Here is a 24,617-nt window from a genome sequence, read left to right on the forward strand (position 1 = left end):
CCTGTGGGAGCGAGCTTGCTCGCGAATACGGTCTGACATTCAGAATATCTGTCACTGACCCTACGCTTTTCGCGAGCAGGCTCGCTCCCACAGGGTTCTTCGTGAACTCAAAAAACAGGCAGGTCCCGCCCATGTCCCTCCCCTCCCAAGTACGCCTGATCGAAGTCGGCCCGCGCGACGGCCTGCAGAACGAAGCCCAACCGATCAGCGTGGCCGACAAGGTGCAACTGGTCGACGCCCTCAGTGCCGCAGGTCTTGGCTATATCGAAGTCGGCAGTTTCGTCTCGCCCAAGTGGGTGCCGCAGATGGCCGGGTCGGCCGAGGTGTTCGCGCAGATTCAGCGCAAGCCTGGCGTGACCTATGGCGCGCTGGCGCCGAACCTGCGCGGTTTCGAAGATGCGATCGCCGCCGGGGTCAAGGAAGTTGCAGTGTTCGCCGCGGCCTCCGAGGCGTTCTCGCAACGCAACATCAATTGCTCGATCAGCGAAAGCCTGGCGCGGTTTGCGCCGATCATGGAGGCGGCGAAACAGCATGGCGTTACCGTGCGCGGTTACGTCTCCTGCGTGTTGGGCTGCCCCTATGAAGGCACGGTCGCACCGGAGCAAGTGGCGATGATTGCGCGCGAGCTGTATGCGATGGGCTGCTACGAGGTTTCACTGGGCGACACCATCGGCACCGGTACGGCCGGAGCGACCCGGCGCCTGTTCGAGGTGGTTTCGGCGCAAGTGCCACGGAACAGACTCGCCGGGCATTTCCATGACACCTATGGCCAGGCGATGGCCAATATCTACGCCAGCCTGCTCGAAGGCATCGCAGTGTTCGACAGCTCTATCGCCGGCCTCGGCGGCTGCCCGTACGCCAAAGGCGCAAGCGGTAACGTGGCGACCGAAGATGTGGTGTACCTGCTCAATGGCCTGGGGATCGAGACCGGTATCGACCTGGACGCCTTGATCGCCGCGGGCCAGCAGATCAGCGCAGTGCTCGGTCGCCCGACCGGTTCTCGAGTGGCCAAGGCACGCAGCGCCCAGTGAGGTGTTACCGCTGCGTCGGCGATGTGGGCAAAAGCGAGTAACACGGAAACAAATTGTCTGGCTTTGTTCAGAGCCGATAAAACCTGAAAAATCTAATTCGCTGATTTATAAGGGTTTTTAAAAGTTGGCACGACACCTGCTATCTCTATCGCATAACAAGAATAAAAAGCCGCAAACCAATAAAAACAAGACGAAACGACTCTGACATAACAAGAACAACACGGCAGAGACGCAGCTAACAGATTTTTTTGGAGAAGGTGTGCTTTTCAGGGTGCTCTCAGGAGTGACCCGCAACCGGGCAGAGAACAATAAAACTACCTTCAGGTAGCTCCCGAATCGGTTGGATCGTTTGACGAGAAAGCAGATCAGCGCTCAAAAAAATACGTTTGCTCTTGACCCCGGATGGGGGTCGCCAAAAGCTGTACAGGGCCACGGTTGCCAAAAACAACAACAGACCGCCCCTCAATAATAAAAAGAGCACGCAACGACAAATTAAAGGGGAGCTTCGGCTCCCCTTTGTGCTTTCTGTGACTCCTGTTTTCCTCAACGCCTATCCCCTGTGGGAGCGAGCTTGCTCGCGAATGCGGTGTGTCATCAACAAAGATATTGGCTGACCTGACGCCTTCGCGAGCAAGCTCGCTCCCACAGTGATTGTGTTAGCGCTCGATTGTTTTCAGTTCCTCAATGCTTATTTCACGCATTCTGAATTTCTGAATCTTCCCCGTCACCGTCATCGGAAACGCGTCAACGAACTTGAAGTAACGCGGTGTCTTGAAGTGTGCAATGCGTGTCTTGCACCAGGCCTGCAGCTCCTGCTCGGAGGCGCTGTGGCCGGGGTGAAATTTGATCCAGGCGACGATTTCCTCACCGTAGCGCGGGCACGGAATGCCGATCACTTGCACATCAGCTACTGCCGGATGGGTGAAGAAAAATTCCTCCAGCTCACGCGGATAAACGTTCTCGCCGCCACGAATGATCATGTCCTTGTTGCGTCCGGCGATAGTGGCGTAACCCGCCTCGTTCATGCTCGCCAGGTCACCGGTGTGCATCCAGCCGGCGTCATCGATGGCTTCGGCGGTGGCCTGCGGATTGTTCCAGTAACCGAGCATTACGCTGTAACCGCGCGTGCACAGTTCGCCAATGGTGCCGCGCGGGACCAGGTTGCCGGCCTCATCGATGATCTTGCTTTCCAGTTGCGGCTGGGTGCGGCCGACGGTGGTCACGCGTAACTCCAGTTCGTCCGTCGGCCCGGTCTGTAACGACACCGGGCTGGTTTCGGTCATGCCGTAGGCAATCTGCACTTCGCTCATGTGCATTTCGTTGATCACCCGGCGCATGACCTCGATCGGACAGGTGGCGCCAGCCATGATCCCGGTACGCAGGCTCGACAAATCGAACGTCTGCCGCTGCGGTTGATCGAGCATGGCGATGAACATGGTCGGTACGCCGTACAACCCTGTGGCTTTTTCTTCCGCTACGGCTTGCAACGTCAGCGCGGCATCGAAAGCGTCGCTGGGGTAAATCATGGTACTGGCGTGGGTGACGCAGCCGAGGTTGCCCATGACCATGCCGAAGCAGTGATACAGCGGCACCGGAATCACCAAGCGATCGGCAGGCGTCAGGCAGAGGCTTTCGCCGACCATGTAACCGTTGTTGAGAATGTTGTAGTGACTGAGGGTGGCGCCCTTGGGGAAACCGGTGGTGCCGGAGGTGTACTGGATGTTCACCGGTTGATCGAAATGCAGGCTGTCGCTGCGTTGGCGAAGCTGCTCGGGCGAAACGCCGGCAGCCAGATCGCTCAGTTGCGACCACGGCAGAAAGCCGGCCGGCGGATTGGCGTCGAGGCTGATCACGCCGCGCAAGTCCGGCAGACGTTCGCTGCGCAGCTGACCGCTGGCCTGCCCGGCCAGCTCCGGCGCCAGGCCCTGGAGCATTTCATGGTAATTCGAGGTTTTGAACGCTCCAGCACAGACCAGCCACTGACAGCCGGATTGCTTGAGCACGTATTCGAGTTCGGAACTGCGATAGGCGGGATTGATGTTGACGAGGATCACGCCGATCTTCGCCGTAGCAAATTGGGTGATGCACCACTGCCCGCAATTCGGCGCCCAGATGCCGAGGCGCTCGCCCGCCTGCAAACCCAGGGCGAGCAAGGCTCTGGCCTGCTCATCCACCGCCTCGGCAAGCTGCCGCCAGGAGTAGCGCAACTGCTGATGGCGCACCACCAGCGCTTCACCGTCCGGGTATTGCGCAACGGTCTGATCGAAGCGCTGACCGATGGTCATCGCCAACAGGGCTTTGTCTTGAACACCACGTGTATAGCTGCGCTGCGGGTTTGCACTGGGTTGATCCATGACGACCCCTTTTATCTTTATTAGTGGGTTTTGCCGGTTTTGATTCCCTGTGGGAGCGAGCCTGCTCGCGAATACGAAGCGTCACTCACATCCAATGGCGACTGATACAGCGCTTTCGCGAGCAGGCTCGCTCCCACCAAAAACCCTCCGACTCCGATCCTGAACTGTTATTACTCTCGCCCAAGTTGACGTTTACGTAAAGCCGATTGACAGTCGAACTCGGGAAGCTTTACGTTAACGTAAAGCTGAGCGCCGATTCGTCGTGCGCTCCACCCGACAAAAAAGCCAAAAGGTGCCCCATGAGCTATCCATCCCTGAACTTCGCCCTCGGTGAAACCATCGACATGCTGCGCGATCAGGTTCAGTCCTTTGTCGCCGACCAGATCGCACCCCGTGCCGCGCAGATCGATCAGGACAATCTGTTCCCGGCCGACATGTGGCGCAAATTCGGTGACATGGGTCTGCTCGGCATTACCGTACCGGAGGAGTACGGCGGCGCCGGCCTGGGTTATCTGGCGCACGTGGTGGCGATGGAAGAAATCAGCCGTGGTTCGGCCTCGGTGGCGTTGTCCTACGGCGCGCACTCCAACCTTTGCGTCAACCAGATCAACCGCAACGGCAATCACCAACAGAAAACCAAATACCTGCCCAAACTGATCAGCGGCGAGCACGTCGGCGCCCTGGCGATGAGCGAGCCCAACGCCGGTTCCGACGTGGTCTCGATGAAGCTGCGTGCCGACAAACGCGGCGACCGTTTCGTACTCAACGGCAGCAAGACCTGGATCACCAACGGCCCTGACGCCAACACTTACGTGATCTACGCCAAGACCGATCTGGAAAAAGGTCCCCATGGCATCACCGCGTTCATCGTCGAGCGCGACTGGAAAGGCTTCAGCCGCAGCAACAAGTTCGACAAACTCGGCATGCGCGGCTCCAACACCTGCGAGCTGTTTTTCGACGACGTCGAAGTGCCGGAAGAGAACATTCTCGGCGTGCTCAATGGTGGCGTGAAAGTGCTGATGAGCGGCCTCGATTACGAGCGCGTGGTGCTTTCGGGCGGCCCGACCGGGATCATGCAGTCGTGCATGGACCTGATCGTGCCGTACATCCACGACCGCAAGCAGTTCGGCCAGAGCATCGGTGAATTCCAGCTGATCCAGGGCAAAGTCGCCGACATGTACACCCAGCTCAACGCCAGCCGAGCGTACCTCTATGCGGTAGCCCAGGCCTGCGAGCGCGGCGAAACCACGCGCAAGGATGCTGCCGGGGTGATCCTCTACACAGCCGAACGCGCGACGCAAATGGCCCTCGACGCCATCCAGATTCTCGGCGGTAACGGCTACATCAACGAATTCCCCGCTGGCCGCCTGCTGCGCGACGCCAAGCTCTACGAGATCGGCGCCGGCACCAGCGAAATCCGGCGCATGCTGATCGGTCGCGAACTGTTCAACGAGACGAAATGAATTTCGTCAGCCGCAAGCCGCAAGCTTCAAGCTGCAAGAGAACAGCAGTAGCTTGCCGCTTGTAGCTTGTAGCTAGAAGCTGCTTACGGAGTAAGCCCCATGATTCTGCACACTCAGCTCAACCCACGTTCAGCAGAGTTCGCCGCCAACAGCGCGGCGATGCTCAAGCAGGTCGACGCGCTGCACACCCTGCTTGCCCAAGTGGCCCAGGGTGGCGGTGCCAAAGCTCAGGAACGCCACACCTCGCGCGGTAAATTGCTGCCGCGCGAGCGCATCAATCGCTTGCTTGATCTAGGCTCACCGTTTCTCGAAATCAGCCAACTCGCCGCCCATGCGGTGTACGGCGAAGACGTACCGGCCGCCGGGGTGATTGCCGGGATCGGTCGCGTCGAAGGCGTGGAATGCATGATCGTCGCCAATGACGCAACGGTAAAAGGTGGCTCGTACTACCCGCTGACCGTGAAGAAACATCTGCGCGCGCAGACCATCGCCCAGCAGAATCGCCTGCCGTGCATTTATCTGGTGGATTCGGGCGGCGCCAACCTGCCCCGTCAGGACGAAGTGTTTCCGGATCGCGAGCATTTCGGGCGGATCTTTTTCAATCAGGCCAACATGAGCGCCATGGGCATCCCGCAGATTGCCGTGGTCATGGGTTCGTGCACCGCTGGCGGCGCTTATGTGCCGGCGATGGCGGACGAAGCGATCATGGTGCGCAACCAGGCGACGATTTTCCTCGCCGGCCCGCCTCTGGTGAAAGCCGCGACCGGCGAAGTGGTCAGCGCCGAAGAACTGGGCGGGGCCGACGTACATTGCAAAACCTCCGGCGTGGCCGACCATTACGCCGAGAACGACGAACACGCCCTCGCCCTCGCCCGCCGCAGCGTTGCCAACCTCAACTGGCGCAAGCTCGGCGAGGTGCAGCAGCGCACGCCAATTGCGCCGCTGTACGCCAGCGACGAGTTGTACGGCGTGGTTCCGGCTGACGCCAAGCAGCCATTCGATGTGCGCGAAGTGATTGCGCGGCTGGTCGACGGCTCGGTGTTCGATGAATTCAAAGCGCTGTTCGGCACCACGCTGGTCTGCGGTTTCGCTCATTTGCACGGCTATCCGATCGCGATTCTGGCGAACAACGGCATCCTTTTCGCCGAAGCCGCGCAGAAAGGCGCGCACTTCATCGAACTGGCCTGCCAACGCGGCATTCCACTGCTGTTTCTGCAAAACATCACCGGCTTCATGGTCGGCCAAAAGTACGAGGCCGGAGGCATCGCCAAGCACGGCGCCAAACTGGTCACCGCAGTGGCCTGCGCCAAGGTGCCGAAATTCACCGTGATCATCGGCGGCAGCTTCGGTGCCGGCAATTACGGCATGTGCGGTCGCGCTTACGATCCGCGTTTTTTGTGGATGTGGCCGAACGCGCGGATCGGCGTGATGGGCGCCGAACAGGCCGCAGGCGTCTTGGTGCAGGTCAAGCGCGAACAGGCCGAACGCAGCGGTCAGCCGTTCACTGCCGAGCAGGAGACCGAGATCAAGCAGCCGATTCTCGACCAGTACGAAGAGCAGGGTCATCCCTACTACTCCAGCGCGCGGCTGTGGGACGACGGCGTCGTCGACCCGGCGCAGACCCGCGACGTGCTGGCGCTGGCCCTGTCCGCGTCGCTGAACGCGCCAATCGAACCGAGCCGCTTCGGCGTGTTCCGGATGTGATGCTTTTTTGTGGGAGCGAGCCTATGTGGCGAGGGAGCTTGCTCCCGCTCGATTGCGCAGCAATCGAAACCGGGCTCGCTCCCACAAGAACTGTGGAGACGGATGAAATGAACGACTTCAATACCCTCGAACTGCAAACCGATCCACGCGGTTTCGCTACCCTGTGGCTCAACCGCGCCGAGAAAAACAACGCGTTCAACGCCGAGATGATCCGCGAGCTGATCCTTGCTCTCGACAAGGTGGCCAGCGATTCAAGCCTGCGTTTCCTGCTGCTGCGCGGGCGTGGCAGGCATTTCAGTGCCGGCGCCGACCTGGCGTGGATGCAGCAATCGGCGGAGCTCGATTACCACACCAACCTCGACGACGCCCGTGAACTGGCTGAGCTGATGTACAACCTCGCCAAGCTGAAAATCCCGACCCTGGCGGTGGTACAAGGCGCGGCGTTCGGTGGCGCGCTGGGGTTGATCAGTTGCTGCGACATGGCGATTGGCGCCGATGACGCGCAATTCTGCCTGTCGGAAGTGCGCATCGGCCTGGCGCCTGCAGTGATCAGTCCGTTCGTGGTGCAGGCGATCGGCGAACGCGCGGCACGGCGTTATGCGCTGACGGCCGAGCGCTTCGATGGTCAGCAGGCATGGCGTATCGGCTTGCTCGCCGAGAGCTATCCCGCCGCGGAACTGGAGCAACAGGTCGAACAGTGGATCGACAATCTCTTGCTCAACAGCCCCGCCGCCATGCGCGCCAGCAAGGACTTGCTGCGTGAAGTCGGCAACGGCGCACTGACCCCGGCACTGCGCCGCTACACCGAAAATGCCATCGCGCGAATTCGCGTCAGCGCCGAAGGCCAGGAAGGTTTGCGCGCCTTTCTGCAAAAACGCGCGCCGAACTGGCAAGCCGCATCCACCAAGGAGTCGCATTGATGAGCGCACCTGTGATTACCACCCTGCTGGTGGCCAACCGCGGCGAAATCGCCTGCCGGGTCATGCGCACCGCCAAGGCCCTGGGCCTGACCACCGTGGCCGTGCACAGCGCCACTGATCGCGATGCGCGGCACAGCCGTGAAGCTGATATTCGCGTTGATCTGGGCGGCAGCAAAGCGGCCGACAGTTACCTGCAGATCGACAAACTGATCGCCGCAGCCAAGGCCAGCGGCGCCGAGGCGATTCATCCGGGCTACGGTTTTCTGTCGGAAAACGCCGGGTTCGCCCGCGCCATCGAAGCCGCCGGGCTGATCTTCCTCGGCCCGCCCGCCTCTGCCATCGATGCGATGGGCAGCAAATCCGCCGCCAAAGCCCTGATGGAAAAGGCCGGCGTGCCATTGGTGCCGGGTTATCACGGCGAGGCGCAGGATCTGGAGACCTTCCGCGAAGCCTGTGAGCGCATCGGTTACCCGGTGCTGCTCAAGGCCACGGCCGGTGGCGGTGGCAAGGGCATGAAGGTGGTCGAGGACGTCAGCCAGCTGGCTGAAGCCCTCGCCTCGGCGCAGCGTGAAGCGCAATCGTCGTTCGGCGACTCGCGCATGCTGGTCGAGAAGTACTTGCTAAAACCACGTCATGTGGAGATTCAGGTATTCGCCGATCAGCACGGCAACTGCCTGTATCTCAACGAGCGCGATTGCTCGATTCAGCGTCGGCACCAAAAAGTTGTCGAAGAAGCTCCGGCGCCGGGCCTCACGCCGCAATTGCGCCGAGCGATGGGCGAAGCCGCCGTGCGCTCGGCCCAAGCGATCGGCTATGTCGGTGCCGGCACCGTAGAGTTTCTGCTGGACGCGCGCGGCGAGTTCTTCTTCATGGAAATGAACACCCGGCTGCAGGTCGAGCACCCGGTGACCGAGGCGATCACCGGGCTTGATCTGGTCGCCTGGCAGATTCGCGTCGCTCGTGGCGAAGCGCTGCCGATCACCCAGGCACAGGTACCGCTCAACGGCCACGCGATTGAAGTGCGCTTGTATGCCGAAGATCCGGCGAATGAATTCCTGCCGGCCACCGGGCGGCTCGACTTGTACCGCGAATCGGCACAAGGGCCAGGGCGGCGCGTGGACAGCGGAGTCGAGGAAGGTGACGAGATTTCGCCGTTCTACGATCCGATGCTCGGCAAACTGATTGCCTGGGGCGAAGATCGCGAGCAGGCACGCTTGCGTCTGTTGAGCATGCTGGACGAGTTCGCGATTGGCGGCCTGAAGACCAATATCAACTTTCTGCGGCGGATCATCGCCCATCCGGCGTTTGCTGCGGCAGAGCTGGATACCGGGTTTATTCCGCGTTATCAGGAACAATTGTTGCCAGCGCCTTGCGCGTTGAGCGACGGCTTTTGGGAGACGGCTGCGCAGGCATTTGCGCAAGGTTTGCCGACGCGTGTGCGGGTGGATGATCCTGGTTCACCGTGGTCTTGCGCCAATGGTTTACGAGCAGGCTTGCCCGCGCAAATCACCTTGCATTTGAGCTGTGAGGGACAGGATCGAGCACTGACGTTGGGCGCGGCAGGCCAGGCTAAACTGCTCGGCGAAGCACTGGTCGTCGAACATGAGGGCGTGCGCCGCACATTGCGGGCGATTCGCCAGGGCGGCGCGTTGTATCTGGAGTGGGAAGGCGAGTTGCGGCGGATCGAGGCGTTCGATCCGATCACCGCCGTCGAAGCCAGTCACAGTCATCAGGGCGGACTGACCGCGCCAATGAACGGCAGCATCGTGCGCGTACTGGTAGAAACCGGGCAATCGGTTGAAGCAGGGGCGCAACTGGTGGTGCTCGAAGCCATGAAGATGGAGCACAGCATCCGCGCGCCGCAGGCCGGGGTGGTCAAAGCGCTGTATTGCCAGGAAGGCGATATGGTCAGCGAAGGCAGCGCTTTGGTTGAACTGGAAGAAGTGTGAAATCAGAGGATCGATCCTGGCCTTGAGCGAGGATCGATCCGATCAATAACGCGCCGTAGCCTGAACCACCACGCCGATAATCCGGCATTCCTCGGTGAGCAGGGTTTTCGGCCAGGTCGGATTGAGCGGCACCAGATAACGCTGACCGCCCTGTTCATCGAGTTTGCGGAAAATCGCTTCTTCGCTGTCCGGCCACTGGGCGATCACCAGCTTGCCAGGCACCGCCTCCAATTCCGGATCGACCAGAATCAACATGCCTTCGGCAATGCTCTGGCCGCTGGGCGCGGTCATCGAATCGCCCGTCACCGTTAGCCAGAATGCCGCACCCCGGGCGTGGTAATCCGTCAGTTCGAAACGCTGCTTCGCCGCTGTTCCGGCATAGCTCGCCGGATCGTCGCGCACCTCGCAGGGCGTGCGCCAGTCGCAAACCGGGTAGCGGAAGTACGGGTTGTACTTCTGCGCCAGCGGCATGTCGTCGTCCGGCGTGGGCTCAGGTTCGCGGATCACCAGGACGACTTCGAGGAAGTCCATCCCCAGCGCCTTGAGCACGCGGTTCATTTCCGTTACCCCGGGCTCGCGACGTTTGTTCAGCCAATGACCGATCCCACCCTGGGACATGCCGACGCGCTCTCCGAGCTCTGTTTGAGTGATTTTGAGTTCACTCATCTTGGCCTTGACCAACTCAATCCATTTATCCATGTGCCGCACCTTACGCGGACGTCTTCGACCAGCAAAACACATATTGTAGTATTTAAATCCTCGTCACAAATACAGGCGGTACTATCCTAGGGAAACGGACTTTCAATCGAACATGGAGTGGCTTTTCGTCATGAATATCAGTAGCAAAGACTTGCCCGATCTGCAGATCGATACCAGCTTCACTTCGCCCCAAGGCAATGCCGCCGCACAGCGGGCGCTGGACTACTACCTGAAACCGGCTGTTTCGGCGACCGAGCCGGATGAACGTTTCTTTGATGTAAAAGGCCATCTCAGCGGTGAGGAGGCACTGGTACATGCCTCGGATTTGCTGCGATGTGCAGCCGCTACGGCGTTCAAGGCTGCAGAAAACCTGCAAGGCACCAATCGCGACCTGGCGTTCTCAGTGGTGCACATGGTGGATATGGCACGGGCGATGGTCGACCATTCGATCGACAACGATGAAGTCACGGCGAGGAAGGTGCGCGCGGACAGGAAAGAATTTTCCCATCGCGCAGATAAAAACATTTGACTTGCAAATGATAATGATTATCATTGCAAGCAACTGGTCGCGAGATCAGTCGATGGACCAGAGACCTTAGGTCGGTCTTCTGGACTATCTCCTCATCAGGCTAATCACGGTTTTTGACCCGGCTTTTCGCCGGGTCTTTTTTTGCCCGTTTTTCGGGCTTGTATCTTCAGGCTAATGAAGTCTTTGGGTGCTGCAAATTCGATGGCGCGGATCATATCAAAAGGATAGCGATTGGCAAGCCGGGCCCGGCCACATCTGGCCAAACCATTGGCAATCAGCACTTGAGAATCAATCGCACACTCTCTAAGCTGCTGACGCGTCACGGAAGACGCCCCCGCTACACCCGCAATTCCCCTCGGTTTCGCCCCTGCCTGCGTGTAAAGTACCGGTCATAAAAATCATGTTCAGGAAGCGATTATGACCGTGGCCAAATCTTCGTTCGACATCAGCGCCAATTTCGACAGCGGCAATATCCAAGTCATCGACATCAGCAACCCGCTCAATCCGGTTCTGGCCATCCGCCCGGACACCCGCAGCGCCCATTTTCAGTGGTTCCACTTCAAGGCCAGCGGTCTGCATGTTCATCAGGAACACTGGTTTCGCCTGGTCAACGCCAGCCAATCCTCCTATAACAAAGCCTGGACCGGCTATCAGGCAGTCGCTTCCTACGACCACGTCAACTGGTTCCGCATTCCCACCAGTTTCGAAGGCGACAGCCTGCGTTTCTGCCTCGAAGCCGAACAGACCCACGCCTGGTTCGCCTATTTCGAACCCTACAGCCGTGGCCGTCACGACTGGCTGATCGAGCAGGCGCTGACCAAGGCGGGCACCGAACTGCTCGCGACCGGTAAAAGCGTCGAAGGCCGCGACATTCAATTGCTGCGCAAAGGCAGCGGCGCCGAAGGCCAGCGCAAAATCTGGATCATCGCCCAGCAGCATCCGGGCGAGCACATGGCCGAATGGTTCATGGAGGGTGTGATCGAACGTCTGGAACGCCAGGACGACCCGGTATTGAACAAACTGTTGGCCAGCGCCGACCTCTACCTGGTGCCGAACATGAACCCGGACGGCGCTTTCCACGGCCACTTGCGCACCAATGCCATGGGTCAGGACCTGAACCGCGCCTGGCAGAGCGCGAGTCAGGAAATCAGTCCCGAAGTGCTTTTCGTTCAGCAGCAGATGGAAAAGTACGGTGTCGATGCATTTATTGACGTACACGGCGACGAGGAAATACCCCACGTCTTCACCGCGGGTTGCGAGGGCAACCCTGGCTTCACGACGCGCATCGAAAAGCTCGAAGAGCATTTCCGCAGCCATTTGAAACACACCACCAAGGACTTCCAGACCCAGTACGGCTACACCCGAGACGAACCGGGTCAGGCCAACATGACGCTGGCCTGCAACAGTGTCGGGCAGAAATACGACTGCCTGTCGCTGACCCTGGAGATGCCCTTCAAGGATCACGACGATCATCCGGACAAGATCACCGGTTGGTCGGGCAAACGTTCGAAGCAATTGGGCAAGGACGTGCTGACCACCTTGGCTGACATGGTCGACAGCCTGCGCTGATCCCCTCGCCCGTTCCGACAAAGGATCGCAGCCCGCCTGCGATCCTTTGCCTTGCACGGTCAGCCGCGATCGCGCCCGCGCAACATGCTGTCGAGCACCTCATCACGACGTACCCAGCCATGAAACAGCGCTGCCGCCAGATGCAGCAGCACCGTCAGAAACAGCAGATACGCCAGATATCCATGGGCTTTGCGCAAAAACGCAAACAGTTGCGCATCGGCCGGCACAATCGCCGGCAAATGCAGCGAAGCCGTGAGCATCACTGGCTCGCCCGACGCGCTGATCATGGCCCAGCCGAGCAGCGGCAACACCAGCATCAACGCATATAACAGCACATGGGACGCTTTCGCCGCCAGCACCTGCCAGCCCGGTAAATCGTCCGGCAGCGGCGGCTGGCGCGTGGTAAAGCGCACCAGCAGGCGCACGATCACCAGCGCCAGAATCGCGATGCCCAGCGGCTTGTGCAGATGAATCAGCCATTCATGGCGAGAGGACACCGAGGTCACCATGCCCGCGCCGATAAACAGCATGGCGATGATCATCAGCGCCATCAGCCAATGCAGCAGACGCGCCAGTAGAACGAAATGAGTCGGTCGAGTGCTCATGGGCGAGCCTCCTGTCGGGCGGCGGGCAACTGGCTGACTTCGCTGGTGCGCCGCAGGTAGGAATCGGCGTAACCGGCAGAACGCGCGGCCAGTAAAGGATCTTCCGAGCCTTGAATCCCGGCCGGCAGCACCAGCGGGTCATAGTTGATATCGCGGCACTCGCCACTGAGTTGCGGCTGGGTTCGCTCCAGCACCAGCGTACCGGCGTTCAACACCTTGCGCTCTGTGGGCCAGGATTTGCTCGCATCGTTTACCGGGTCGTCGGCGTTGGCCAGGGTGATATTCAATTGAAAGCGCAATGGTGCGGCGGCGAGGCGTTGCACCAGATCTTTCTCGAGAAAATCGGCGCCTTCCGCTGCCGTTGCCCCTGCGGCGTCCCGGGCCAGCGGCGTCATGCTCCAGCGTACGGCCTGTTTTTTACCGTTGCCATCAACCAGATAGAACGCATTGACGCTGTTATAGGTTTCAGTGGCGTAGCTGGCTGAAGGCCTGGCAGTTTTAATCCAGGTCAAAAATGGCACGGCTTCGGGGTGCGCAGCAAAGAACGCCGGCACCTTCGTCGGATCAGGCTTGCCCGTGGCCGGATCCGGCGACTGCGCCTGCTGCAACTGATAGAACGCTTCAGGCGTGCCAACCGGGAACACCGGCATGCTGTTCATCCCGGTGCGCCACTGCTGGCCGTCAGCCTGAGTGAAGCGCAGCGCCAGACTGCGGATCGGCACGGCGCTGTCCGGCGCGTAGGGGCTGCCTGCCGGCAACGCGAAACGCCCCACCACCGGGGTTTGCGGCTGACTGAACACCTGTGCGGTGGAAAACGCTCGCGCCTCGCCGCTGCTCTCGAAATGGCCGATCACGCAGACACCCTTGGCGTGATTGCGCCGAAAACCGGGATGCACGCCGTTGTTCTTTTCCAGCACATCGACCAGCGCTTTTGGCGTCAGGCGTTGTGGGTCGAGGTTGCCATGCACGTAGGCAAACGCCCCGGCCACGGCGGCGACAATCACGCCAATGCCGCCCAGACGTAAAACCAGACTCGCAGCGCTCAGGGGCGGGCGCGGCGATCTGCCGGGCGGCGCAGTGTCGAGAGATGAGCGATCAACCATGAAAGACTCCAGGGCCATCGGCCGTAGGGAAAGGTGCTATGAGACGCACGCCTCGTAGGATTATTCCCCCTGTACTGTAGTTTCTTTCACCACACATGGAGCAAGTCGCATTGAGCCGATCAGGTCAGCTCAAAACGCGGTGCCCGCTTTTCCAGAAATGCCCCCATCCCTTCCTTTTGCCCCGGGGTGGCAAACAAGCCATGGAACACACGACGCTCGAACAGAATGCCTTCGCGCAACCCGGTTTCCATGGCACGGTCCACTGCTTCGCGGGCGGCCAATGCTGCGCTGCGCGGGAATTCGGAAATGCGCTGGGCAACAGCCAATGCGTGTTCCATCAGTTGCCCGGCGGCGGTCACTCGCGACACGAGTCCGGCCTGCTCGGCTTCCCGGGCACAGATCGAGCGCCCGGTCAGGATCATGTCCATGGCTTTGGCTCGACCGATCGCGCGTGTCAGGCGCTGGGTTCCGCCCATCCCGGGCATTACCCCCAAGGTGATTTCCGGTAAGGCAAACCGGGCGTCCTCTGCAGCCACGATCACGTCGCACATCATTGCCAACTCACAACCGCCGCCAAAGGCGTACCCTGCAACGGCCGCCACTTTTGGCGTCTTGAATGCGGCGAAAGCATCCCACCCGGCGAAATAATCCTGCTCGATCATTTCATGGCAGGTTTTTGCGTACATTTCCTTGATATCGGCACCGGCGGCGAAATACTCCGCCGTCCCGGTGATGACGAAACAACCGATGCCCGGGTCGTTATCAAGCCGTCGCAAGGTGTCCAGCAACTCGGTCATCAATTGCGTACTCAACGCATTGCGTGCGTGCGGGCGGTTCAACCGTATCACCACCACGCGTCCCAGTCGTTCAACCAACAAATTCATGTCATCACCTTCCTTGAGTAAAATATTTATTGCAGAGCCGAAGCGCCAACTCAGGAATCCCAGATCGCGCCATAGGCCGCGATGCCCCGCCCTTCCATCTCTTCAACGACGTGCCGGGTCAGCGTCTGATTGGAAATGCAGATCACTGCTTCCGCCCCCGATGATCGGACCGCCGCATACGCCAGCTTCACCAGATCAGGCTTGCCTGACACGGCGGTGTCCCAGATCAGGGCGTCGGGCTGCGCCGCGAGAATTTCATCCACCAATGAATCGCCATAGGTGTCTCGCGGGCTGCGAGTTGACCAGATCAACCGAATCGGCACCTGCGCCGCCAAAAGATGCGGCAGGACCGGGCCGATGCCACTGCCCGTGGCGACGTACACCACGGATTTGAACAATGTTTCGATGTGCGCGACGCCCGCAGTTGTGATGCCCTTGACCCAGACGTGGGTCGGCGGCTGTTCGATGAATGCGCCAGTCCAGTCACCTGCCCGGGAAATGATCAAGCGAAACCCCTCTTGGCCAGGTGCGGGGATATTGGCGAACGAGTGCCACTCCCACAGTGGACGGAGACTGACCGCCGTGGACGAACCGGCAAAAGGCGTGTGGTGGGTGAAGCGAACAATCGCCGCATGAGAAGACGGTGTGACCACGCTCACCGCTACCTTGCGCAAGAACAGCCACGGCGCTGCGATGCTCAAGGTCAAAACCGGCAACATCCAGAGCGAGGCCGAGCGCGACAGTACATCCGTCAGGGCCTGACCGGGATTGAGCTCAATAGCGAACAACAGTGTCATCGCCCAGAACATCGCCAGCGCCGCCCAACCGGCGAACCGGTGCGTGCGCTCGAATGCGTTGTGAAACCGCGCACGTATACCGGGAAGCGCCATGATGGCAACCAGCAACAGCAAGCCGAACAAACCGCTGCCAAGGCCGATCAGTGCCAGGGAAATCCCCCCGCGACCTGCGTAACGCTGCCAGATCATCGACCCGAGCAACACCGCAAACCAGGCAATGGCTGCCATTGCGCCACCGCTGTGCAGCCCGCCGAAGTGATAGACCTTGGCCAGCGAACGGCGAATCGACAGCGGCCACGTAGTGGGGACGCGGGTCACCAGCCAGAACAACAGGTTAATCAGGTACTGCTGGCGTATCAGGATCGCCATCGACAGGTTCGCCACCACCATCGCGGACAAGGCCGACAGATCGATACCGGACGAAGTCCACCACTGACCGGCGTTTAAGCCGTACCCCAGCATCGCGATGTTGGCGACAAACACCAGAACCACCAGGCGGTTGTAATGCGAGCATATCGGCAGCGTCCCCAGTCGCCGCCACCATGCACGTTTGGCCGGCAACTCGACGTTTGATTCGGCGCGGTTCATGCCATCACCTGCTCGGCATTGGCGATTGGCGCCTGATGCGCCAGCGCCCATTCGAGCAACAAGCGCTTGTCGATCTTGCCTCGCGACGTCAGTGGAATGTGATCCACAGCGAGGATCAGTGATGGCACGCAATAGTAAGCGAGTCGCTCTTCACAACAGGCGCGCGCCACTTCGATGTCGGTGCAAGCGGGATAGACGAATGCCACCAGATTTCGGTTATCGAGCTTCAGCGTCACTGCGCGCTGGCAGTTCGGGGCAGCTTCCAGCGCCGCTGACACTGAATCGAGCTCAACCCGGAAGCCGCGAACCTTGACCTGATCATCGACGCGGCCTAGATGCTCAAGCTCCCCCTGCGTCGTCCAGCGCCCCAGATCACGCGTGCGAAACATCAGACGCCCGTTTCCAAGAAACGGATCGGGCTGATAGCGTTCAGCGGTCAGTTCGGGGTTGCCCAGATAACCCGCCGTGACGCATTCGCCTCCGGCCCACATCTCGCCCTGCTCACCCGGCGCACAGAGTTGCCCCGCCTCGTCGAGCACATAAACCGTGTTGTTGGGGGTCGGCTTGCCAATCGTCAACGGCCCGCTGCCATGATAGTGCTGCATGGTGTTGACAATGGTGGTCTCGGTCGGCCCGCAGGCATTATAAAACGTGCAGAATGCCGACCAGCGCTCGGCCAGTGGTTGCGGGCATGGCTCACCGGCCAGCGCTACCACTTGCACCCGACTGCAGCGGGCCGGATCCAGCGTCGCGAGAATCGATGGCGTGGCGATGAGCACATCGCAGCGCTCGGCGGTCTGCGCGATATCCTTGCCGCGAATCAGCAGCGTGGCACCGTGCGTGAGGCATCCCAGCACCTCCCACGCCGACATATCAAATGCGATGTTGAGTATCTGGCCGACCTTCAATCCCGGCTTCATGCCGAGATCTCCGGGCGCAGTCAACAAGATGTTGCACAGATTTCGCTGAGTCACGCGCACGCCGTTTGGCAGCCCGGTAGTTCCGGAGGTGAACAGTACGAAACACACTGAATCAGGCGATGCATCCATGCTGCCAACGTTCGAATCGTCGCCGATGACACTTTGGTCACGGATAAATGCATCGAGGTGGATGCATTGTTGCTCCGCCGTCAGCGGCAAGCGTGGAGCCAGTTCCGACAAGGTCAGAACGACTCGCACCCGGGCGATGTCCATGATGTGACGCAGTTGCGCCGCTGGGGTAATACCGACGTGCTGTGGAATGTAGGCTGCCCCGATTTTCAGTACCGCGAGCATGCCCACCAGCATCGGAATCGAACGCTCCACGAACAGCGCGACGTGATCGCCCGGGACTACACCGTGACTGAGTAGTGTGGCGGCGAGCCGATTGGCCTGACGATTCAACTCGCCGTACGTGATGAATTCGCCCTGATGTTCGGCCGCAGTGGCCTGAGGCCGGGCGGCGGCCTGCGCTTCGATCGCACGGTGGATCAATGTCGCGTCCGGCGCGACCTGTGGACCGCAGCCGAAATGTTGCCACGCCATGGTTTGAGCAACGCTGGCAGGTTTTACAGTCGATGTTCTGCGCGCTGTGTTTACGCATGCTTGCATGGAATTTCCCTTTCTTGCACTCAAAGAATTTTTCCATTCGCGTTGTAACTCTGTTGCCTCGGCAAGGCCGGTCAGCAAACGCTCTGGACAATCGGGTTGAGCTGGGAAAACCGAATCCGTTACACGACCTACAAATTGCAGCGAACTATCCTACGAGCAAGGGTATAAAGACTTTCAGCTTTGCGCAGGGAATAACCTGCCTTGAGCAGCGTCTCGCCTGTGAACGCTGAATGGCGGTTCTGAGCGTCTCCCACTTTTTGAAGACCTGTGCATGAGCATTCTCGATGAACAATTGCGCGAACTGATCCCCCGAATGCGCCGCTTCGCCGTGTCACTGACGCGTAACAGCAGCAGCGCTGACGATCTGGTCCAGGCCAGCCTTGAACGGGCACTGTCGGCGTGGGGTGAGAAACGCGCCGAGGGCGATTTGCGTGCCTGGCTGTTCGCGATCCTCTACCGGCAATTTCTCGACGCGCACCGGCGCTCGCGGCGCTACGCGCGGATGCTGGAATTTTTCAGCGGGCGCGACGACGCCGAACCGTCGGTGGAACGCGCCGTGATCGCCCAGTCGACTCTGCAAGCCTTCGAACGCTTGCCCACCGAACAGCGCGCCCTGCTGCTGATGATTTCGGTTGAAGGCCTGTCCTATAAAGAGGTCGCCGAGATCCTCGGCGCCCCGATCGGCACCGTGATGTCGCGCCTGTCTCGCGCCCGCCAGGCGCTGCGGCAACTCAGCGACGGCGAAATCAGCAGCCCTTCTTTGCGGATACTCAAATGATCAGTCTGCCTCCCAGCGAGCGTGACTTGCACGCCTACATCGACCACCAGCTCAGCGACGCCGACCGGCGCGTGCTCGAGACCTGGCTGGCCAGCCACCCCGAGCAAGCGGCGCAGGTTCGCGCCTGGCAACGCGATGCCCAGCAGCTGCGCGCAGCGCTGAGTGGTGCATTGCAGCAACCGGCCAATCCGGCACTGGATCCGGCGACGATTCGCCAGCGTCGTCGCCACAGGTCACGTCGGCACCTGGCCAGCGCTGCGATGTTGCTGATCGCCGTGAGCCTCGGTGGTTTCAGTGGCTGGCAGGCGCGGGAAATGACCCTCGGGCGCCCCTCCCAGCTGCCGATGACCGACGCGTTGCAAGCCTATCGCCTGATTGCCCAGCAAGGCTTGCTGCCAGCGGATTACACGGTCGACGGCGAAGGCGATATGCAGCGTTGGCTTGACCGGTATTTCACCCGCGCCGGGCGCTTGCCGGATCTGAAAGCTGCCGGGTTCGAGCCGGTCAGCGGGCGCTTGCTCAGCACCGATGAGGGACCGGCGGCGATGGTCATGTATGAGGATGGCAACGGCCAGAAAGTGAGTTTCTACGTACGCCCGCCAGGGCCGAAAAACACCTTGCTGCCGCGCGGTTCGCGTAGCGACGGCGATCTGCAGGCTGATTACTGGTCGAGGCCGGGCTATAACTATGCGATGGTCAGCCCGAAGGATTCACCGGCGGCGCCGTTGCTCAAGCAATCGCCACCATTCTGAAACCGGCCCTGTAGGAGCTGACGAGTGCAACGAGGCTGCGATCTTTTGGCGGCCAACCCAAGATCAAAAGATCGCAGCCTCGTTGCACTCGTCAGCTCCTACATTGGGGATCGTGCATATTTCATGGAGCCGGCGCCCGAGGTCTGGTTAAACTTGGACTGCCGCGCTCCCGGTGGAGCCGGCTCAACCCACAAGGAGCCTGTCCCGCGTGCCCGCCCGACCGCCGAAACGATCACGCCTGAGCCAACGCTGGCCGGTGCTGCGCCGCCTGTTCGGCAAAGGTCTGCCCGCCAGCGTCGGGCACGATGTGCATGCCGCGACAATCCGCGATTACTTTCGCAACAAGGCCCACCGCCAGGGCTACACCCTCAGTCACAGCCAGCAGCAAGCGATCGACTGCATGGCGCAGCAGGCCAGCGTACTGCTCGGCGACAGCGGCCACACCGCCCCGAGTCTCTACCTGTACGGCGCCGTCGGGCGGGGCAAGAGCTGGTTGCTCGACGGTTTTTTCCAGGCGCTGCCCATCACGCGCAAACGTCGCCTGCATTTCCATCAGTTCTTCGCCCGGTTGCACGAAGGCATGTTCCGTCATCGTCAGCAGGAAGACGCCCTTGAAATCACCCTCGACGAGTTGCTCGAAGATTGTCAGGTGCTGTGTTTCGACGAATTTCATGTAAATGACATCGGCGACGCGATGCTCATCACGCGCTTGTTCAAGGCCCTGTTCAAACGCCGGATCATGCTGCTGGTGACATCCAACTATGCGCCTGAAGGGTTGCTGCCCAATCCCCTGTATCACGCTCGCTTCAAACCAGTGATCGAGCTGATCAACACGCGCATGCAAGTGATGGAAGTCGGTGGCGCGCACGATTACCGCACGCTCAACCGAAAGCACACGCATCAAGTGTTCACGCAAGGGCACTACGTATGGCCGGCCACACACGCCCAGCGTCAGGCTCTGAACCTGCCGGCGCAAGGTACGCCAGCGCTGCCCCTGGAGGTGGGTAACCGCCAGCTTCAGGCGCGGTTGTGCGAAGGCCGGCGAGTCGCTTTCACCTTCAACGACCTGTGCGAACAGCCGACGGCAGTCATGGATTACCTGCAGCTATGCCAGCGCTTCGACCAGTGGGTCATCGATGAGCTGCCGCTACTGGGCGAGTGTCCGATCGCCGTGCAACAGCGGTTCATCAACCTGATCGACGTGCTTTACGATCAGGACAAACACCTGATCCTGCTCGGCCGCCTGCCGCTGGGCCAGAGCCTGGAAGGCCACGCCATCGACCTGGCGCGTACGCGCAGTCGTTTGGGGCAATTGCAGGAAATTCACCAATCCAACTGACACCCTGCCCCCCTGTAGGAGTGAGCCTGCTCGCGATAGCATTCTTTCAGATACTGATAATGTGACTGACAAACCGTCTTCGCGAGCAGGCTCACTCCTACAATGACCGGGTGTGATTGCAACATCCCGCTCAATCCAGCATCCGCTTTGCCGTTATCATGTTGCCCATCCTCAGCGCCCCCGCGTCGCTTCACCGATCAATAGCGAAAACATCCATGCACACTCTTGCTCAACTACGCACTGGCGAACTGTCAGGCATCACACGGCTGGACCTGTCTTGCGGGCTGACCGAATTCCCGCGCGAGATTTTCGCTCTGGCCGACACCCTGGAAGTGCTCAATCTGAGCGGCAATGCGTTGCGCAGCCTGCCGGACGACCTGCATCGCCTGAGCCGATTGCGCGTGCTGTTCTGCTCCGACAACCAGTTCACGGAACTGCCGACCTGCCTCGGCCAATGCGCAGCGCTGACGATGGTCGGCTTCAAGGCCAACCGCATCGTCGACGTCCCCGCTGCCGCCCTGCCGATGCGATTGCGTTGGCTGATTCTCACCGATAACGAGATCGAAAGCCTGCCGGACGAACTGGGCGAACGCCCTGAGCTGCAAAAACTCATGCTCGCCGGTAATCGCCTGCACTCGCTGCCGCAGTCCCTGCGTCACTGCCATCGGCTGGAGCTGATCCGTATCGCCGCCAACCAGCTCAGCGAACTGCCACAGTGGCTGTTGACCTTGCCGAGCCTGACGTGGCTGGCCTACGCCGGCAATCCGCTGGAAACCGAAGCCGACGCCGCCGCGCTAGAGGCCACACCGCTGATCGACTGGTCGACCCTGCGCCTTGAACAACAGTTGGGCGAAGGCGCATCCGGGGTCATTTCCCGGGCCGTCTGGCAGCGCGACGATGGCGCAGCGCAAGCGGTGGCGGTCAAGCTGTACAAAGGTGAAATGACCAGCGACGGCTCGCCGTTGCACGAGATGAACGCCTGCATCACCGCTGGTTTGCACCCGAACCTGATCCGGGTCGAAGGACGCATCAGCGGCCATCCCGATCGGCAGCAGGGGCTGGTGATGCAGTTAATAGACCCGAGCTTTCGCAACCTCGCCGGACTGCCAAGCCTGGCCTCGTGCTCGCGAGATGTCTATGCCGAGGATTGCCGTTTCTCGGCGAACGTTGCCCTGCGCATCGCCAAAGGCATCGCATCGGCGGCGGGACATTTGCATCGGCAAGGCATTACCCATGGCGATCTCTACGGCCACAACATTCTGTTGAATGATCAAGGCGATTGTCTGCTGGGAGATTTCGGTGCGGCGTCGTTTCATGCCACCAGCGATGATGCGCAGACGCGCGCATTGCAGCGCCTGGAAGTGCGTGCGTTCGGTGTGTTACTGGGGGAATTGCTGGCGCGCGTCGACTCAGGGCTGAGCGTCGAGCGGCGGTTGATCCTGGAGGAACTGGAGCGGCGTTGCTGTCAGGCGCATGTGCTGGCGCGGCCGGGATTCGGCGAAGTCATTGAGGTTCTGGAAAACCTGTGATCACTGCGCGGTCAATCATGAGCAGGCTCGCTCCCACATTGGAATGCATTGCAAATGTGGGAGCGAGCCTGCTCGCGAAGAGGCCCTTGCTGACGCAACCAATCAGCCAGCCAGACCGACGAACATGTCTTGCACATCGTCGTGGTTGTCGAGGCCTTCGAGGAACGCTTCGACTTCGGCCATCTGCTCATCGCTCAAGCCGCTGACCGGGTTTTTCGGCTGGTAGCCGAGTTTCGCCGACAGCACGGTGAAGCCTTGCTCCGGCAGGGCTTTCTGCACGGCGTCGAGGTCAGTCGGGTCGGTCAGGAACAGCGTCGCACCCTCTTCACCCGCTTCGAAATCCTGAGCACCGGCTTCGATCGCGGCCATTTCCGGATCGGCGTCGGGGGTGTCCGGCGAGGCTTCGATCATGCCGACGTGGTTGAACATCCAGGCTACCGAACCGGAAGCGCCCAGTTGGCCCTTGCGGAACGCCACGCGGATTTCCGCGACGGTGCGGTTGATGTTATCGGTGACGCATTCGACGATCAGCGGTACCTGATGCGGGGCAAAACCTTCATAGGTCACGCGATGATACTGCACGGTTTCGCCCAGCAGACCGGCGCCTTTCTTGATGGCGCGATCAAGGGTTTCTTTCGGCATCGAGGCTTTTTTCGCCTGTTCGACCACCAGACGCAGGTGTGCGTTGGTGGCGGTATCGGCACCGTTGCGCGCAGCGATGGTGATTTCCTTCACCAGCTTGCCGAAGATCTTCCCTTTGGCGTTGGCTGCCGCTTCTTTGTGTTTAACCTTCCACTGTGCGCCCATTACTCACTCTCTTGATCTGTGGCGCCGAGACATCTATTGGCCGACGCGTGGCGGCAAGTTTATACGGCCTAAAGTCGGCAATCGACCAAAAAAATAACAGATGGAATCGACATCTTCACCAAAGCGTGTAGGGGGATTCTGAAAAGTGGCTTTGACATGACCATTCAGTCCGACGGTTTCGTACCCTTGAAACCCCGTATCGCCTGACAGGGCCTGCTCCAAAGCTCAATGACAAGGAAAGTCCGTTCACCCTTACTCTGATCGACAGCGGAATGCGTCTACCGGTGGTGCGGTTTCGCGGCGAGGAAGCGCTGAACCAGCCCTATCGGTTCGACATCGAATTGATCGGCCTGGCCCCGGCCATCGCCCCGGGCTCTTTGTTGCACAGGCCGGCCTTTCTGCGTTTGAGTGAACAGCGTGGTTTCCACGGCACGATCTCCAGCGCCAGTTGCGAACATCGCGGCTCACACCGGGTGGGCTATCGGCTGATTCTGGTGCCGTATCTGCAACAACTCGCACGAGCGCATAAACGACGCGTATTTACCCAACTGAGCGCACCGCAGATCATTCAACTGCTGCTGGAGGAGCACGCTCTGCCAGCCGACAGCTACCGCATCGAGATGACGGTGGGCCATTACCCGGCGCGGGCGTTTTGCATTCAGTACGAAGAAAGCGATCTGGCGCTGGTCCACCGGCTCTGCGAAGAAGAAGGCATCCACTATCACTTCGAGCACGGCTCTGACGGACACGTGGTGGTGTTCGCCGACGACAGCCTGAGCCTGCCGCAGACGCCGCTGGAGCTTGCGTTCAATGCCGATGATCAACCGCCGTCGCCCTGCGTCAGCGTTCTGTATCAACAGCACCGCGCGGCGCCGGTGCCGGTGCTGCAGGCGGTGCGCAATCGTGGTCAGCAGACCAGCTACGATGATGCAGCCAACGAAGCCTCCCCGCAGCTGCCGATGCCTGCGCGATCACTCGAGCGCCTGCACGCCGAACAACGCAGCCGTCGTCATCTGCAGCGACAACGCTGTCAACTGCGCTCCATTCACGGCCGCAGTGATTGCCGCGATCTGCTCAGTGGCCGTTTGCTGCTGGTGGCGGACCACCCGATCCATCACTTCAACGAACAATGGCTGATCAGCGCGGTGCGTCATCATGGCCAGCACCCGTCAATACTTGATCCGGCTCCCACTGTTCATCGCTATCACAACGACTTCACCGCGCAACCCTGGTCAAGCGAGTTCCGTCCGCCACTCAAACAGGCACGGCCGAATGTTGCTGGTTATCACGTGGCGCGCGTTGCGGGCGCACCCGGGCAGCCAGCGCAAGTGGATGAAAACGGATGCCTGGCTGTGACCTTGTGGCCGGCAGAGGATAAAGCTGACAGTGACGCCCTGTGGTTGCCGATCGCCATGAGTCGGCTCAACCGCCCTGTCGCCATCGACGAGTTGCCTCGCGCCGGCAGCGAAGTGTGGGTCAGTTTCCTCGACAGCGATCCGGAGCGACCGATTATTTGCCTCGGCCAGTCGCGCCAGCCACCGGCACGCGAGTCGGAACCAGCACGCGACAGCCTGCTGCTCGACTGGCTGATCAACCGCGCCGAGCATTAGTCGGCGGCCTGCTCGTCG

General features: G+C 60.5%; 21 protein-coding genes. 12 read left to right on the top strand and 9 right to left on the bottom strand.

What is annotated here, in order from left to right; genetic code table 11:
• The first annotated feature begins 131 nt into the window (after positions 1 to 131).
• Entirely contained in the window at positions 132 to 1,031 is a 900-nt protein-coding gene (locus VNV36_RS05005; protein ID WP_325716774.1) for a hydroxymethylglutaryl-CoA lyase, read from the top strand.
• 656 nt (positions 1,032 to 1,687) lie between these two features.
• Here the strand turns inward: VNV36_RS05005 and VNV36_RS05010 are convergent.
• On the bottom strand, positions 1,688 to 3,385 hold the full coding sequence (locus VNV36_RS05010; protein ID WP_325716775.1) for an AMP-binding protein: 1,698 nt from the start codon (positions 3,383 to 3,385) through the stop codon (positions 1,688 to 1,690).
• Positions 3,386 to 3,684: 299 nt separating this feature from the next.
• On the opposite strand from VNV36_RS05010, the gene VNV36_RS05015 reads away from it, so the two are divergent.
• The 4 genes from VNV36_RS05015 to VNV36_RS05030 all read left to right on the top strand — a co-directional run bounded on the left by VNV36_RS05015 (position 3,685) and on the right by VNV36_RS05030 (position 9,421).
• Positions 3,685 to 4,848, top strand: coding sequence for an isovaleryl-CoA dehydrogenase (locus VNV36_RS05015; protein ID WP_325716776.1), 1,164 nt, complete (start codon positions 3,685 to 3,687; stop codon positions 4,846 to 4,848).
• Positions 4,849 to 4,947: 99 nt separating this feature from the next.
• The gene (locus VNV36_RS05020; protein WP_325716777.1) at positions 4,948 to 6,552 is read left to right on the top strand and encodes a carboxyl transferase domain-containing protein; all 1,605 of its coding nucleotides are present in this window, start codon (positions 4,948 to 4,950) and stop codon (positions 6,550 to 6,552) included.
• A 107-nt stretch (positions 6,553 to 6,659) separates the two neighbouring features.
• A complete protein-coding gene (locus VNV36_RS05025; protein WP_325716778.1) occupies positions 6,660 to 7,472 on the top strand; it encodes a gamma-carboxygeranoyl-CoA hydratase in 813 nt (270 codons plus the stop codon).
• On the top strand, positions 7,472 to 9,421 hold the full coding sequence (locus VNV36_RS05030) for an acetyl/propionyl/methylcrotonyl-CoA carboxylase subunit alpha (protein ID WP_325716779.1): 1,950 nt from the start codon (positions 7,472 to 7,474) through the stop codon (positions 9,419 to 9,421). The genes VNV36_RS05025 and VNV36_RS05030 overlap by 1 nt, the downstream gene beginning before the upstream one ends.
• 42 nt (positions 9,422 to 9,463) lie before the next feature.
• Here the strand turns inward: VNV36_RS05030 and VNV36_RS05035 are convergent, their stop codons facing one another.
• On the bottom strand, positions 9,464 to 10,120 hold the full coding sequence (locus VNV36_RS05035) for a LexA family protein (protein WP_325716780.1): 657 nt from the start codon (positions 10,118 to 10,120) through the stop codon (positions 9,464 to 9,466).
• 130 nt (positions 10,121 to 10,250) lie between these two features.
• Here VNV36_RS05035 and VNV36_RS05040 point away from each other — a divergent pair, with 130 nt between their 5' ends.
• Positions 10,251 to 10,649, top strand: a complete 399-nt coding sequence (locus VNV36_RS05040; protein WP_325716781.1) for a DUF6124 family protein — start codon at positions 10,251 to 10,253, stop codon at positions 10,647 to 10,649.
• Positions 10,650 to 10,753: 104 nt separating this feature from the next.
• Here VNV36_RS05040 and VNV36_RS05045 read toward each other — a convergent pair whose 3' ends face one another.
• Positions 10,754 to 10,972 carry a hypothetical protein gene (locus tag VNV36_RS05045; protein WP_325716782.1) on the bottom strand — a complete coding sequence of 73 codons (219 nt, stop codon included), beginning with the start codon at positions 10,970 to 10,972 and terminating at the stop codon, positions 10,754 to 10,756.
• A 94-nt stretch (positions 10,973 to 11,066) separates the two neighbouring features.
• Between VNV36_RS05045 and VNV36_RS05050 the strand changes: the two genes are divergently transcribed.
• Positions 11,067 to 12,218: a M14 family metallopeptidase gene (locus VNV36_RS05050; RefSeq protein WP_325716783.1), complete on the top strand. Its 1,152-nt coding sequence runs from the start codon at positions 11,067 to 11,069 to the stop codon at positions 12,216 to 12,218.
• A 59-nt stretch (positions 12,219 to 12,277) separates the two neighbouring features.
• Here VNV36_RS05050 and VNV36_RS05055 read toward each other — a convergent pair whose 3' ends face one another.
• The 5 genes from VNV36_RS05055 to VNV36_RS05075 form a co-directional block, all read right to left on the bottom strand.
• Positions 12,278 to 12,823: a cytochrome b gene (locus tag VNV36_RS05055; protein WP_325716784.1), complete on the bottom strand. Its 546-nt coding sequence runs from the start codon at positions 12,821 to 12,823 to the stop codon at positions 12,278 to 12,280.
• Positions 12,820 to 13,926 (bottom strand): catalase family peroxidase, encoded by a 1,107-nt coding sequence (locus VNV36_RS05060; protein ID WP_325716785.1) that lies wholly within the window; start codon positions 13,924 to 13,926, stop codon positions 12,820 to 12,822. Before VNV36_RS05060 ends, VNV36_RS05055 begins: the two co-directional genes overlap by 4 nt.
• A gap of 119 nt (positions 13,927 to 14,045) precedes the next feature.
• A complete protein-coding gene (locus VNV36_RS05065) occupies positions 14,046 to 14,810 on the bottom strand; it encodes an enoyl-CoA hydratase-related protein (protein WP_325716786.1) in 765 nt (254 codons plus the stop codon).
• A 50-nt stretch (positions 14,811 to 14,860) separates the two neighbouring features.
• The gene (locus VNV36_RS05070; protein WP_325716787.1) at positions 14,861 to 16,195 is read right to left on the bottom strand and encodes an FNR domain-containing protein; all 1,335 of its coding nucleotides are present in this window, start codon (positions 16,193 to 16,195) and stop codon (positions 14,861 to 14,863) included.
• Positions 16,192 to 17,718: an amino acid adenylation domain-containing protein gene (locus VNV36_RS05075; protein ID WP_325716788.1), complete on the bottom strand. Its 1,527-nt coding sequence runs from the start codon at positions 17,716 to 17,718 to the stop codon at positions 16,192 to 16,194. The genes VNV36_RS05070 and VNV36_RS05075 overlap by 4 nt, the downstream gene beginning before the upstream one ends.
• A 337-nt stretch (positions 17,719 to 18,055) precedes the next feature.
• On the opposite strand from VNV36_RS05075, the gene VNV36_RS05080 reads away from it, so the two are divergent.
• From VNV36_RS05080 to VNV36_RS05095, 4 genes are all read left to right on the top strand, one after another.
• On the top strand, positions 18,056 to 18,562 hold the full coding sequence (locus VNV36_RS05080; RefSeq protein ID WP_325716789.1) for a sigma-70 family RNA polymerase sigma factor: 507 nt from the start codon (positions 18,056 to 18,058) through the stop codon (positions 18,560 to 18,562).
• Positions 18,559 to 19,314 (top strand): anti-sigma factor family protein, encoded by a 756-nt coding sequence (locus VNV36_RS05085; protein WP_325716790.1) that lies wholly within the window; start codon positions 18,559 to 18,561, stop codon positions 19,312 to 19,314. The genes VNV36_RS05080 and VNV36_RS05085 overlap by 4 nt, the downstream gene beginning before the upstream one ends.
• A gap of 208 nt (positions 19,315 to 19,522) precedes the next feature.
• On the top strand, positions 19,523 to 20,653 hold the full coding sequence (gene zapE / locus VNV36_RS05090; protein WP_325716791.1) for a cell division protein ZapE: 1,131 nt from the start codon (positions 19,523 to 19,525) through the stop codon (positions 20,651 to 20,653).
• 215 nt (positions 20,654 to 20,868) lie between these two features.
• Positions 20,869 to 22,182: a leucine-rich repeat-containing protein kinase family protein gene (locus VNV36_RS05095; protein ID WP_325716792.1), complete on the top strand. Its 1,314-nt coding sequence runs from the start codon at positions 20,869 to 20,871 to the stop codon at positions 22,180 to 22,182.
• A gap of 102 nt (positions 22,183 to 22,284) precedes the next feature.
• On the opposite strand, the gene VNV36_RS05100 is transcribed toward VNV36_RS05095, so the two are convergent.
• Entirely contained in the window at positions 22,285 to 22,989 is a 705-nt protein-coding gene (locus tag VNV36_RS05100; protein ID WP_325716793.1) for a YebC/PmpR family DNA-binding transcriptional regulator, read from the bottom strand.
• Between the two features lie 272 nt (positions 22,990 to 23,261).
• On the opposite strand from VNV36_RS05100, the gene VNV36_RS05105 reads away from it, so the two are divergent.
• Entirely contained in the window at positions 23,262 to 24,599 is a 1,338-nt protein-coding gene (locus VNV36_RS05105; RefSeq protein WP_325716794.1) for a type VI secretion system Vgr family protein, read from the top strand.
• The last annotated feature ends 18 nt before the right edge of the window (positions 24,600 to 24,617 follow it).

It is taken from the genome of Pseudomonas sp. (assembly GCF_035554175.1).
Taxonomy (GTDB): Bacteria; Pseudomonadota; Gammaproteobacteria; order Pseudomonadales; family Pseudomonadaceae; genus Aquipseudomonas.

Bases quoted from the DNA above. Each gene is read 5' to 3' on its own strand.
- VNV36_RS05030 (WP_325716779.1), top strand. From the start codon at position 7,472: ATGAGCGCACCTGTGATTACCACCCTGCTGGTGGCCAACCGCGGCGAA.
- VNV36_RS05105 (WP_325716794.1), top strand. From the start codon at position 23,262: ATGCGTCTACCGGTGGTGCGGTTTCGCGGCGAGGAAGCGCTGAACCAG.
- VNV36_RS05025 (WP_325716778.1), top strand. From the start codon at position 6,660: ATGAACGACTTCAATACCCTCGAACTGCAAACCGATCCACGCGGTTTC.
- VNV36_RS05020 (WP_325716777.1), top strand. From the start codon at position 4,948: ATGATTCTGCACACTCAGCTCAACCCACGTTCAGCAGAGTTCGCCGCC.
- VNV36_RS05015 (WP_325716776.1), top strand. From the start codon at position 3,685: ATGAGCTATCCATCCCTGAACTTCGCCCTCGGTGAAACCATCGACATG.
- VNV36_RS05085 (WP_325716790.1), top strand. From the start codon at position 18,559: ATGATCAGTCTGCCTCCCAGCGAGCGTGACTTGCACGCCTACATCGAC.
- VNV36_RS05035 (WP_325716780.1), bottom strand. From the start codon at position 10,120: ATGGATAAATGGATTGAGTTGGTCAAGGCCAAGATGAGTGAACTCAAA.
- VNV36_RS05055 (WP_325716784.1), bottom strand. From the start codon at position 12,823: ATGAGCACTCGACCGACTCATTTCGTTCTACTGGCGCGTCTGCTGCAT.
- VNV36_RS05050 (WP_325716783.1), top strand. From the start codon at position 11,067: ATGACCGTGGCCAAATCTTCGTTCGACATCAGCGCCAATTTCGACAGC.
- VNV36_RS05075 (WP_325716788.1), bottom strand. From the start codon at position 17,718: ATGGCGTGGCAACATTTCGGCTGCGGTCCACAGGTCGCGCCGGACGCG.
- VNV36_RS05080 (WP_325716789.1), top strand. From the start codon at position 18,056: ATGAGCATTCTCGATGAACAATTGCGCGAACTGATCCCCCGAATGCGC.
- VNV36_RS05065 (WP_325716786.1), bottom strand. From the start codon at position 14,810: ATGAATTTGTTGGTTGAACGACTGGGACGCGTGGTGGTGATACGGTTG.
- VNV36_RS05070 (WP_325716787.1), bottom strand. From the start codon at position 16,195: ATGAACCGCGCCGAATCAAACGTCGAGTTGCCGGCCAAACGTGCATGG.
- VNV36_RS05040 (WP_325716781.1), top strand. From the start codon at position 10,251: ATGAATATCAGTAGCAAAGACTTGCCCGATCTGCAGATCGATACCAGC.
- VNV36_RS05010 (WP_325716775.1), bottom strand. From the start codon at position 3,385: ATGGATCAACCCAGTGCAAACCCGCAGCGCAGCTATACACGTGGTGTT.
- VNV36_RS05060 (WP_325716785.1), bottom strand. From the start codon at position 13,926: ATGGTTGATCGCTCATCTCTCGACACTGCGCCGCCCGGCAGATCGCCG.
- VNV36_RS05095 (WP_325716792.1), top strand. From the start codon at position 20,869: ATGCACACTCTTGCTCAACTACGCACTGGCGAACTGTCAGGCATCACA.
- VNV36_RS05100 (WP_325716793.1), bottom strand. From the start codon at position 22,989: ATGGGCGCACAGTGGAAGGTTAAACACAAAGAAGCGGCAGCCAACGCC.
- VNV36_RS05005 (WP_325716774.1), top strand. From the start codon at position 132: ATGTCCCTCCCCTCCCAAGTACGCCTGATCGAAGTCGGCCCGCGCGAC.